This window comes from uncultured Lactobacillus sp. (genome assembly GCF_945290125.1).
GTDB lineage: Bacteria > Bacillota > Bacilli > Lactobacillales > Lactobacillaceae > Lactobacillus > Lactobacillus rizhaonensis.
In genome coordinates this window covers 1-12015 of sequence record NZ_CALYQV010000058.1, presented here as the reverse complement: position 1 = coordinate 12015, position 12015 = coordinate 1, and the positions used below count along the sequence as shown (strand labels likewise).

The following is a 12015-nucleotide window of genomic DNA, read 5'->3' as shown; positions in this document are numbered from 1 at the left end:
GTATAGACCAATTCATGTTATTATAAATTGAAAACGTTTTGAGAGTATCCAAAAAATAACTGGAGAGATAAAATGAAATTATTGATAGCCATTATGTTAATTTTAGGTGGCTGTTCATACATTCTTGATCTATTATGGACGATTTACCTGACATTTAGCAGACGTGTTCGACAGGATAGGTACGGCGAGCGCTGCCGCGATTTTGATACTATGTTTTTGTTAATCCCTGCGATGAATGAATTTCAAACTCTAAGCAAAAATATACCAAAATTATTAGATGTGCAAAAACAATGTGACGATTTTATCAAACTTAAGCTAGTATTTATTGATGATGATTCAAGCGATGGGACCACTACCCTACTGCAAAAGTATGCTTCTCATCCTGATGTTATGGTTGTACATCGCACTAAACCTAATGCACAGCAAGGAAAAGGCCCAGCACTAGAATATACAGTCAAGTGCATTGCAAAAATGAACTACCCTGAAGACAAAACAATTATTGGCGTAATAGATGCTGACAGTATTCCAGGAAAAAATTACTTAAAGGAAGTTGTATATGCATTTAACCATTCCCACTATGATTTAGTGCAAACACGCGTGAATATTTACAATCTACAAAAAAATATTGCGGTGATGCAAAATTTTGAATTCACTGTTTATAATTCCCTTTTGCAAATGGCAAGAACTAGTTGGGGCTCAGCTTTAGCTTCAGGTAATGGTCAATTTATGACTTTAAAAATGACTAATGATGTTGGCTGGTCATCATCATTACTTGAAGATTGTGAGTTTTCAATCAAAGGCCTATTTAAAGGCTATCGTGGCACTTTTATAAACAAAGTAAGTATTACACAAGAAGGCGTTACTGAATACAAGAAACTAGTTCGTCAACGCACACGTTGGTGCCAAGGCGGATTTCAGTGTTTGAATAAATATGGCAAGCAGATAATTAAATCATCTTCCATTCCATCAATGTTTAAAGTCTTTGTAATAGCTTTTTTGACTATCCCCGCAATTTCCCTTTTAGTTACGCCAGCCGCAGCGATATCTTTAATAATATTACTAATTTATATGAAAACTAACGTCTGGGTTAGTTTAGCAGTTATTGGCGTTTTGCTTTTCGTTGAAGTCTTAACAAACATTTTGTTAATTATAAAACAATGGCGACAAGCCAGGCTTGACTTCCCTCTAAATTTCTCTTATATGGTCAGAATCATTATCATGTTCGATGTCTACAGATGGTCTCTGGCAATAGTACCGTATAAAGCTATAATACGGGCTATGTCTGGAGATGAATCATGGTCAAAAACTGCTCATAATTAATATTTATCCTAGTGACTGTACCAACTGTGAATGGTTAAATTCTCTTTGTTAATATAATTAGCTCAAAAGAACTGCTTAACAGTTTCTTATTAAGTTTTACTCATTACGTTTCTTTTTAGGCGCAAGCAGATAAGCGCTAAGCGCTGTGACTGCCAAGAGTGCAATTGCAGAAACCCCTACGCTATATCTTTAGACTATTTTCTTAGCAATAAGTCCTCCTAAAAGATAGCCTAAAGAATTTACTCCGATTAATACTGTTTTATAGATACTTGTAACTCGACCCAGATATTTTTGCTCAACTTGCTGTTGCCTATTCGTGATTATACTAATATTGATGATGGATTCCATAATTGCAATAACTGCAATAGCTAAAACTAATACCAATACGTTCTTAGACAAGGCAAAAACAGCACGAAAAAAAGCGTCTGTAAAAATTAGCAGTGTAAACAACAAATTAAAGCCAACTCGTTTATTTAACCAATTAACAACCAAAGTACCTATTAAGGCACTAATAGCTGCAATTGCGGAAACAATTCCGATATTTCCAGAGGAAAGGCCTATTTGCGTGCGTAATATTATGAGACTATCGTTATCAAAATTTGCTGAAGCAATATTAACTAGTGCGGCCAGTATTAATGGATATAAAACAGAGTGAAGACTAAGCGTATAATTCAAGCCCTCTTTTATATCCATTTTTACTGTTTTAAGTGCTGGCTTCAGGCCTGCTAGTCCAGTAAAGGAAGTGTCCTGGGAGCGCAGATTTATCATTTTTTCCAGTAAAAGACTAATTAAATAGAAAACGGCACAAATAAAAATTAAAATACTGTGCGAAACAAATTGATATAAGACGCCGCCTACGATAGCCAGTGCGAAATTAGCTGCATATTGTATGCCATAAACCAGACTGTTTAATTCAGAAATTACCTTTGTTTCTTTTCAACCAAAAAAGAAACAAAGGTAATTTCTGATACTGTATTAAGTGTATTGGTGACGCTGACAACGAGGGAAACTGCATAGATAACAAAAATTATACATTCTGTTGTTAAGTGCAATGCAATCGCAGTAGCAAAAACTAGATAACTGATAAGTCGGATTAAATCACTGAAAATTAGAATTTTTTTGACATCGAATTTATCTGTGATTGCACCTGCAGGGAGACCAAGAACTAGAAACGGCAGGGTTTGAATTACAGAGATTATTGACAAATGAATTCCATTTTTAGTGATATCAAGTACCATCAATGGTAACACAAAGGCCATTAACGCACTGCCAAAGTTATCAGTAATTACTGATAGAAGATATAGTCTGTTGTTTCTACTTTTTAGTATGTTTTTCATGTGAATAAGCTTACCTTTTTAATGGGAGTTTAGTTTATATCTGCATAGTGGAAGTCACATATAAGGAAATAAAATATACCTGCCTATTTTGTCGCTATTATCATGTGTGATTAATTAGCAGATTTATTATCTGTTACTACTTATCTTTTCATTATTAATATGATTTCTTATAGAATTTCAAGTATCAAAAAGATTTAAAAATGGGTATACTAAAGATACTTCAAAAAAGCGCCTTTTTGCAAGTTAAATATTTGTTTAACAATTAACCTTTATTGACGTACAGCTTGTTGATAATCATAGCTTTGATTTGTGTGAACGAAATACATGATTGTACGATTTAAATGGTTAACACAGGCTATTTCCAAATCCTTTCTGGAATAGGGTGGCCCTTTTAATTTGCAGTAATAGTCAACTAGATAATTGTTAATCTTGTTTTGATTTCTAAGCATGCCTTTAATCATCTCAACTTCAACCGTTTGTGCAGAACCAATGCTGTAGCGGCTACGACTAAAATTAAAATCTTGCTTTTCAAAATCAGTAGTAATTAAAGTGGCATGACTTTTACCACGACTAACGTCAATACCAATAACATTCACTGTAACATCTTCTAAAATTATTGAAGCATAATAGTTCCTTTGTTCATTTTCTAATACGATCTTTAAGATCCTCATCCTAACCTAACTAGCAAAGGGCATTACTCCTACGGGCCCGTTTGAAAATCGAATTCAAAGATTCAATCCTGTTGGCGATCTCAACTTCAACTTTAAGTATAAAAAAGCAGATAAAAGTATCGTCATACTTCTATTTGCTTCCTACTTTAGGATGTTTGATAATGAGCTACAAATGTATAAATTTCATTCTAATTCAAATAATAAAGACTAAGTTTGTTGACAAAATCTTCTGCCATCCTCATAAAATAGTCTATGAGAAAAGTGCTTGTTACTTTATCAATTTTTATATAGATACTTGAGCCATCATTTATCTAACAACCATCTAAAACTTTAACAATATCAAGCCCCAAAGCTCTCTCATTCTAATCATCATTGCTAAAACATATCCCTAAAATGCTAGGTGGTGTACCCTGTTCTAATCATCATTGATCTAACAATCATCTAAAACCGATATTTTATAATATGATTTTAATATTGTTGTTAATACCAATCGATTAGATCCTTATCAATAAAATAGAAAGGTGTGTCTTTAGGTATTGTTAAATTTTCTCTCGTAGTGAATTCAATTACAACCAAAATCAAATTCATTTCTTTAACAAGGCTAGCTAGCTCTTGCCATTCCTGTTTTTCCAGATAATGAGCTACATTACAAATAACTGGAACTGTCTTTAAATTACAAGTTTGATGAATTTTTAAAACTGTTTCTATTATACCATATGGACTAAGCAACATTGATTTATCCAAATGTATCTCCGTTAATTTAAGTAGCTTTTTTAAATCTTCATCAAAATTAATTGCTAAAGGTAAGTCTTCAAGTAAAAGTGAATCCTGTAAAATTGACTCTAAACTGTAAAATTGACTCTAAACTATAAAATGATTTAATCATTTTGTTGCGATTTTCTTCATCTAAATTTGTCAAATAGCTATTTACAATGTGCGGCATATATTTTTTAGTAATATCGCCGCTAAGTAATGGATCGCCAATGAAATCAAACGTCTTACCAATATCCAGAGGACTGTAATCATCCTCTGAACAAAGCAACATTTTATTCTTTCCAAGGAAGCCTTGAATTATATCACAGTAAGCAATATGACTTTGCAAGCCAATGATTTTTATACCAGGATCCTTAAACACCCATTTTTTATGAGTTACATAAGTTAAAATCATAAGATAATCGTCCTATCTGAAGTATTACGCACATCGTCAATTGGTTTGCCAAGTAAAAAATGCATGTCATTATATTGCTTTTCCGTAACCATTAATGACTGGACTAGACCTCCTCGAGGTAAGAACTTTTTGATACGATTTTCTAAAAACTTAGCCGTTTGTCTAGTAACACAGACTCGCACATATACTGAAAATTGCACCATTAAAAAGCCTTCATTAATCAACTTTTTATGAAATTGGCGATATTCTTTTCGTTCTTGGGCTGTTTCCGTTGGCAAATCAAACATTATCATTAAGCGCATTATTCGGTACCTCATTTGTTAAACTCATCTCCATTTCTGGCAATTCCTTACTATCCCCACTTAGAAATTTTAGACATTCTCGTACATAAACTGAAATAGCATTTGTCAAAAGCGTCTTTTTATCATTAAATTTTATTTCTAAACTTAAAAGTTCAACTAGCCCATACTTAATATCTGGTGTCAGCTCTTTAATTTTTTCATGAGCTTTAACCCAATAATCAACAAATGGTCGAAATGGTTCCATTAAATCCGAAGCCAAATTAAATTGGTTTTTTTGCGAGCAGTGATGAATACCAAAATAAGTCAAGTAGCCATTCATTGCAATTTCTCTATTAAAGCTTGATAGCAAAATAGCATAACCATAATCTAGTGCTGCATTAATGGCACTGGTATCACGTCTAACAAAGTTTTTATCGAATAAAAGCATAAAATATTTACGAGCCGCAATTGCTTCTCGATTGCTTTCATCATTAATTTCCAGTTGATCCAGTTCACTTTGGACTTCATCTTTATTCAAATGATAATTATCCAAAACTGCAATCTGATTTTTGATTTTTTGACTAACTATCTTTGTCCACAGTACTTCTTTTAAATGTTCATCCCAATTAAACTGCTTTTTTAACTTAGCCATATTTCTGGCACCTGGATAATAAACAGCTGTTTCAACTAGCGGATTGTCCTTTTCATCAACAAAAATAACTTTGGTTTGATTTTGCGCCAATTTACTAATAAGTGCGCTGGTAATCACTGCCTGGGTAGTTGAAACAAGCAACAGATTAATATCCTCAATTGGAATTTGATTAATGCCATCACGAGTTTGTACAATCATCATCTGCATCGAATATGTTAATTTGGCATGTTGTGTGATGATTACTGATCTCCATACCATATTTCCTCCTTGTATTTTTATAAATAAATGTTAAAATGAATTTGTTGGTTAGCTACCAACGATCTAATCATTATTGATCTAACAATCAGATTTAAAATCAAACAATGTATCTATGAGATACTAAGTTTCAACGCGGTTATTACCGTCCTGCCTCAGCTCTATAGCGGAGGTTTTTTTATGCACAAAAATAGGGAATCGGATTATTGCGCTTCCCTATTTTAGCTTACAAATCTGCTATCCTAACCCGCTTTTCAAAAAGTCCTGTTGGTGACTGGAAAATTAACACTGCTTTTGGTGATAAAGTTATACCAGATTTTTCTTGCATTTTGCCAAATGGAGTCTTAATTCCCAAGTTCTTCAAATCTGGGTTAACCATATTATCATGCAGCCCATTTAACACTTTACTTAAAACATTTTTCTTATCATTAATAGTTAAATCAATAAATTTAGCTCTACCATTATGAAGGCCTGCTCTAAACTTATTGGCATCAAACAACGGCAAATATTGATCGACTTTCTGTAATATTTCATCATAAGCATTTATAAGAAGTTGTTTTTCATCTTTATAATCCTCTTTTTCTAGATTATCTGTCACTACTTTCATAGTTTCATGAGAAAGTGTTAATTGCTTAGCATTAGCAAAATAGCACGCAGAATATAACATAAATTTTTTGTCGCTATCTAAAACTAGTTGCTTAAAGTGAACATGGTCTTTTACTACTCTAAAACCTTTAACTCCCCGCTTAGGCTTACCATTTTTATCAAATATAATCTGGGGTTCAAGCACTTTGCGGAGTTCTTCCTTATAATTGCCTTGCTTTTTGGCCTGTTTCAAGCCTGCAAGAGCGCGCATTGGGATTCCAATAACTTTATAGATAGATTCTTTTGCTTTCTCAATCTTGACAATTGCCATATATGCATCAGTGTTGCCGCTATAGCCACCATAAATTTTGGTATCGAGCCGATTACCTTTAGGAATTAGCTTTCTAGTTTTCTTACGATCACGCTCTCCGCGAGGATAAACAGTCATGTTAAACATACTACTATCTTCAGTCGTAGTTTCTCTTGAGACTAGCATGTATTTATAATTATATGCTTTACGTAATTTGTCAAAAATGTCTGGATGCTTGTAAAAGACTATCCGATGGCTAACATTTTCCCTAATTTCTTCTAGGGCTTTACGCTTAGAATTATCCTCTTGCAGTAAAGGCCACAAGAAATTTTGTAACTTTAGATTTGTAAGAATATCTTTTTCTAAATTTTTGTCTTGACTAAATTTTTTAAACTGACCATATACAAAATATGGCCGAAGTTTGGGATACACCTGATATAAAAAATTCCCACAAACTATAGTTAAATAGGCATCAATGGCATGATGATAATCATTAACTTCACGACTCTTATATAAATCTAGGCGCTGACGCAGAGCGGAGTTGTCACCAGCTTTAACCGTAATAATTTCTGCATCTGGATATTTATTCTGCAGAATAACTGATACTAACTTAATAATTTGACTTGTTTCTACCAGCTGCCTATTAATAAAACCTGACTTCTGATATTTATCTAGTTTATTCGGATTAAGCAATAAATTATTTAATTTGAATTTACTTATAATACCTACTCTTTGCCACTTCTTCCACATTTCGCTAACTGTCATTTTCAAGTCTGAAACATAGTTGTTAGCAAAGCACTTATACGGCACATCATCTGCTTTTTTCGCATTTAAAACTTTAGCCGTTAAAACCCGATTATCAAAAGAATCGTCCTTAATAAATGGTCTTGGCAAAATATGATCAATATCATAATCCTTTATAATTTCATCAAAATTAATTTTTTGTCCTGTATAAGCATCCCTTCCAGCCTGCATAAAATATAAAAAGTATTTGTCTTTTAGCAATTTACGGCTAGTCATCGCATCTTTTAAGCTATCAGTTAGATTCTGGTCTACCAATTCACTAGCAGTTTCTTCATATGTTTTAAGCAGCTTAGTACCGCGAATATGTAGTATCTCTGATTTTTTTTGTGGTTTTCTTGTAAATTCAATTGCAAATTGCGCTGGAGCTTTACCAGCAGCTTTAACGATATCATCAACAACCTTAATTACCTGTCTAATCGCCTTTTTATTAGCAGGAGAAGTATAGGCATCTGCCAAAATTGCTTCAACACCATTTTCCTGTGTAACGTCCTGGTTTTCCTTAGCAATTGCTTCTTTAAAATCAGGCTCAGTCACAATTTGCATAAAGTTCTTTTGGCTATCCCATAGTTGCTCCATAATGTTTTGGCCATTAGTATCATGCAATTCCACCAGCAACTTACGCGATAATCTGCCCCAACCTTGTAAGCGCCACGTTGATATTGCTTTAAATTGCTTAGGGGTTAGCCACTTAAATTCGTCCCTTAATTTTTCTTGAAAAATTTTCGTGTCTTCGAATATAGACGAATATTCAATTATTTTTTCAAAATCTTTTTGATATTGTGGGTCTACTAATTCTTTATCAAACACATGTAGTTTTTTTAGATAATAATAGCTTGACAGACTTGAATTAAATTTGGTATTTAATTCCTTGTCTTTCAAACCCTCAATTAGAACATGTTCTATATTTTGCTCTTCCTTTAGATAGTTAATTAAATCTCTTCTAGAAACTGATTTTTTTGTTTTAAATAGTTTGTTATAAATATCCTTTTTTATTTCTGGATCTAAGCGTCTTTTATTTACTTTAATATTATTAAGTTCATCTAATACTTCGTACCTTTGATAAAGCAAACTATTAGCAGGCAAAACATCTTCACCTAATAGGTAGGTATCCTTGATAGTCATCCGCTTAATAAACTTGTTGGCAGATTCTTGGCGGTCTACTTTTTGTTCAAAATTCCACGGGGTGATTTGACCATCTTCTTTTCTGACCATCCAAGCAAAGTTCTTACCGGATGTTTTTTCCTGTTCATCAGCTGTAATCATCGGTCCCACATAATAGGGCACTCTGAATCTAACTAGTTCATCTAATTTGTACGGTGCTTGTTTACGATGATCTTCTACCGGGTTTTCTGCAGCTAAGAAGGGGTAATACTTACTTTGATTAGCAATAATCTTATCCAGCTCAATTTGATGCAGTTGAAACGGAATTACACCATTACTATTCGTCCGCTGTTTAGGCATAAATTATCTGCAGCTATTTCTTGCGCAATCTTGCGAGCGAGTTCAGATTCATCCAGACTATCTTTAACCGTTTTATAAAAATCTTCTTTAGTCAAAGTGCCATCCTGTTTAAATTCGGTTTTGGCTTCCAGCAAATGACCATGACGATTATTAACGTATAGATCATAGGCTAAAAGTAACTTTTTAGCTATACTGCGGTCCTGCAAAGTGTCGATATAAGCTTTTAATAACTTATAATCTTGATGATGCTTGTCGTACTTGGCCACCATAGATTGTGATAAACTCTTATTTTCATCAACAATAGTACTTAAGGTAATCGCGCTAAACAATTTTTCGACTTCAGCCACAACAGTCTGATCACTTTCATCAAGATCCGGTAATAAGGCACCCAGCTTATCATCTGCATCCGAAAGTTTGAATTCCCATTGCGCCTTATCACTTTTATCGATTTCCTTACCTAAAATTGTTTCAAGCTGCGTTTTGTAACCCATGATGGCATTTGCAATTTGCTTAGCCACATTTTTTTGTTCCTTAGCAGTTGAATCGGTTAATAACTTGGCAATTTTTTTGACCTTGTCCATCTTATAAACGGTCTTTTCTGCATCTTTACCGCGTATAACAGCCTCGATCTCGGCAGCGTTTGCGACATTTAATTCAATAAGATCTTGGCCCTCAACTATCTTTTCCGCAAAAGCGTTGTTGATATTTGTTAATATAGGACCTACTTCAATTTTGGAAGCTTCAAAGTCTTTAACAGGTGTATCCTGCAAAAAATTACCACGATATTTAACAATGTGGTGGATGGCTAAAAATATTTCCCGTAAATCAAATTGACGGTCTTCCTTCATTAGTGCGTCGCGCAAATGATAGATCGTCGGATATTTTTCATAAAAATCATGATCTGTCTTAGCTGTTGTAAATACAATGGCCTGGTATTTTTTCCTGCTTTTATCTAATGGTGACACCCATGACTGATGCAGGCGCACAAAAAATCCCGGATCCACTTCAGCCATCGGCTCCGCAAAAATCTCTTCCAAAAGTCTTAAGCGCCACTTTCTGCGCTTAAGGCGTCTTCTGGTAGTTCTAAAACCGCGACGATCAGCCGCAGTATGTCCTTCCTCAAATAAGTGTGAACCTATTGCAGTTTTTCCCCTAAGTTTTAATAAGTTATTTTTCTTATCTGTCACAGCCCAGCCGCAAGAATTGGTCCCGATATCGAGACCCAGAATATAGTCATCTATTCTTTTCTTCATATTCTTTCTCCTTAAATCTTTTCATTACTATAAGAATACCCCTTATAACCACAGAATTCACTACAATTTTTAAAATAATATAAAAATGTTGACTATTTTGACCATAATTTTTAATAAATAAATCAAAAATAGTCCCAGAAGATATGTAACCCCTGGGACTTATTTCATTATTTATTGGCTTTTTCTTTAATTGTTGCAGCAGATGCCTGTAACTTCTTTTCTTCCTCATCCGTCAAAGTCAACTCAACAGTTTGGATAATACCGTCACGACCAACAATTGCAGGATAAGACAGGTAAGTACCATATTTTTCCTGATAATTTGAAACTGGCATTTCAGTATGGGCATCGCTTTGAATGGTTTCTACCAAACGGGTCACAGCCGCTGAAATTCCATAGTTAGTATATTGCTTACCCTTATATACTGTTTGACCACCAAACTTAATCTCATCATTTAAGTCTTCAAGCTTTAAGTGCTTTGCTTCAGCTACTTCGGTAACTGGTTTTTCTAAAACTTTGACTGTTGACCAAGCAGTAAATTGTGAATTACCATGTTCGCCCAAGTTAAAGCCTTCCACTGAACGAGGATCGACATTCATGAGTTCACCAACAGCACGTTTCATGCGGGCTGTGTCTAAAAGAGTACCGGTGCCAATGACATGTTTACGCGGTAAACCAGTTAATTCCTGATACATATTAGTAATTGCATCTACTGGATTGGTAATAGCAAGCAAAATACCGTTGAAGCCACTTTTCTTAATTGACTCCGCAATATCCCCAATCCGCTCACGGTTATAGTTCAATTCGGCAAAACGTTCACCGCCTGCTTCCAACTCAATATTCCCAAAAGCACTAATTACAATATCTGCATCTTTGAGGGCCGAATAATCATTGATAGTAATAGTAGTGTGGTGCTTCAAATTTGCCATGGCATCTTGAAAATCAAGCTGATCCGCTCTAACCTTTGCTTCATTAACATCAATCATAACAAGATCATCAACCAATCCCGTTAATATCAGCTGTTGCGCTATCGTACTGCCAACGTGGCCGTTTCCAATAATTCCAATCTTATTACTCATAATTTTCCCTCCTACTGTTTTTAAAAATATTAAAAAATTATGTAAGATCTATTATATACAAAATTATGATAAAAATAAAATATTTTTAAAAAAATATTAGTTTTTAGTTATCATTGCTAAATGTAAATTAAAACTACACTTTTTAGAAATTATAGGTAAAGAAAGCGTATACTAAAGAAAGGAGGTACATTATGAGACAAATTAAAATTGGTAATACTAATTTCACCGGTTCGGCCATTGCACTGGGAATTATGCGCATGAACAAACTGAGTGTTGATGAAGCTGTTAAAACTTTGGAAACTGCCCACGAAGCAGGAATTAATTATATTGATTCAGCTGATATTTATGGTCATGGCAAATCTGAAGAAATCTTCGGAGCTGCCTTTCAAAAGTCATCGTTAACTCGAGACGATTTTTATATTCAATCTAAGACCGGTATTTATGAAAATCCTAAATTGGATTACAAGACTACCAGGTATGATTTTTCTAAAAAATATTTGATTAACGCCGTAGATGGTATTCTTTCCCGGATGAAAATTGACTATTTAGATAGCTTGCTACTCCACAGACCAGACGCTTTAATGGATCCAGCTGAAGTTGGCGCTGCCTTTGATGAATTACAAAGAGACGGGAAAGTGCGGCACTTTGGAGTTTCAAACTTTAATCCGATGCAAGTTGACTTATTACAAGCTGGGGTTAGCCAAAGATTGCTGATTAATCAATTGCAATTAAGTGTGATGCACACGGGGCCAATTGATTTTAATATTCACACCAACATGACGGATGCACGTAGCATTGACCACGATCGGGGCGTTTTAGACTACTCACGCTTACACAACATG

The 12015-nt window shown here is 34.3% G+C and carries 10 protein-coding genes and 1 pseudogene; 2 read left to right on the top strand and 9 right to left on the bottom strand.

All coding sequences use genetic code 11. From position 1 onward, the window contains the following. The first annotated feature begins 72 nt into the window (after window positions 1–72). Entirely contained in the window at window positions 73–1320 is a 1248-nt protein-coding gene (locus Q0K80_RS08550) for a glycosyltransferase family 2 protein (protein ID WP_294605423.1), read from the top strand. A 189-nt stretch (window positions 1321–1509) separates the two neighbouring features. Here Q0K80_RS08550 and Q0K80_RS08545 read toward each other — a convergent pair whose 3' ends face one another. The 9 genes and pseudogenes from Q0K80_RS08545 to Q0K80_RS08500 form a co-directional block, all read right to left on the bottom strand. After that, window positions 1510–2223 carry an MFS transporter gene (locus Q0K80_RS08545; RefSeq protein ID WP_365935531.1) on the bottom strand — a complete coding sequence of 238 codons (714 nt, stop codon included), beginning with the start codon at window positions 2221–2223 and terminating at the stop codon, window positions 1510–1512. A 17-nt stretch (window positions 2224–2240) separates the two neighbouring features. Further along, complete coding sequence (locus Q0K80_RS08540; RefSeq protein ID WP_294605419.1) at window positions 2241–2657, bottom strand: MFS transporter; 417 nt, start codon at window positions 2655–2657, stop codon at window positions 2241–2243. 269 nt (window positions 2658–2926) lie between these two features. Beyond that, entirely contained in the window at window positions 2927–3328 is a 402-nt protein-coding gene (locus tag Q0K80_RS08535) for a hypothetical protein (protein ID WP_294605417.1), read from the bottom strand. A 480-nt stretch (window positions 3329–3808) separates the two neighbouring features. Next, window positions 3809–4123 (bottom strand): type II-A CRISPR-associated protein Csn2, encoded by a 315-nt coding sequence (csn2, locus tag Q0K80_RS08530; protein WP_294605428.1) that lies wholly within the window; start codon window positions 4121–4123, stop codon window positions 3809–3811. A gap of 16 nt (window positions 4124–4139) precedes the next feature. Then, window positions 4140–4496, bottom strand: a complete 357-nt coding sequence (csn2, locus tag Q0K80_RS08525; protein ID WP_294605415.1) for a type II-A CRISPR-associated protein Csn2 — start codon at window positions 4494–4496, stop codon at window positions 4140–4142. Beyond that, window positions 4493–4798: a CRISPR-associated endonuclease Cas2 gene (gene cas2, locus Q0K80_RS08520; RefSeq protein WP_046324298.1), complete on the bottom strand. Its 306-nt coding sequence runs from the start codon at window positions 4796–4798 to the stop codon at window positions 4493–4495. Before cas2 ends, csn2 (Q0K80_RS08525) begins: the two co-directional genes overlap by 4 nt. Further along, a complete protein-coding gene (cas1, locus tag Q0K80_RS08515) occupies window positions 4776–5687 on the bottom strand; it encodes a type II CRISPR-associated endonuclease Cas1 (protein WP_294605413.1) in 912 nt (303 codons plus the stop codon). The genes cas2 and cas1 overlap by 23 nt, the downstream gene beginning before the upstream one ends. 307 nt (window positions 5688–5994) lie before the next feature. Next, window positions 5995–10097 (bottom strand): annotated as a pseudogene (gene cas9 / locus Q0K80_RS08505) (type II CRISPR RNA-guided endonuclease Cas9); the annotation flags it as partial. 167 nt (window positions 10098–10264) lie between these two features. Beyond that, window positions 10265–11173, bottom strand: coding sequence for an L-lactate dehydrogenase (locus tag Q0K80_RS08500; protein WP_294605411.1), 909 nt, complete (start codon window positions 11171–11173; stop codon window positions 10265–10267). A 191-nt stretch (window positions 11174–11364) separates the two neighbouring features. On the opposite strand from Q0K80_RS08500, the gene Q0K80_RS08495 reads away from it, so the two are divergent. Next, a partial coding sequence (locus tag Q0K80_RS08495; RefSeq protein ID WP_294605410.1) for an aldo/keto reductase occupies window positions 11365–12015 on the top strand: 651 nt, incomplete at its 3' end.

What these genes read in the sequence shown, in the direction of transcription:
- Q0K80_RS08535 (WP_294605417.1), bottom strand. Translation starts at nt 3,328, where the DNA reads ATGAGGATCTTAAAGATCGTATTAGAAAATGAACAAAGGAACTATTAT.
- csn2 (WP_294605415.1), bottom strand. Translation starts at nt 4,496, where the DNA reads ATGATTTTAACTTATGTAACTCATAAAAAATGGGTGTTTAAGGATCCT.
- Q0K80_RS08540 (WP_294605419.1), bottom strand. Translation starts at nt 2,657, where the DNA reads ATGAAAAACATACTAAAAAGTAGAAACAACAGACTATATCTTCTATCA.
- Q0K80_RS08500 (WP_294605411.1), bottom strand. Translation starts at nt 11,173, where the DNA reads ATGAGTAATAAGATTGGAATTATTGGAAACGGCCACGTTGGCAGTACG.
- Q0K80_RS08550 (WP_294605423.1), top strand. Translation starts at nt 73, where the DNA reads ATGAAATTATTGATAGCCATTATGTTAATTTTAGGTGGCTGTTCATAC.
- cas1 (WP_294605413.1), bottom strand. Translation starts at nt 5,687, where the DNA reads ATGGTATGGAGATCAGTAATCATCACACAACATGCCAAATTAACATAT.
- cas2 (WP_046324298.1), bottom strand. Translation starts at nt 4,798, where the DNA reads ATGCGCTTAATGATAATGTTTGATTTGCCAACGGAAACAGCCCAAGAA.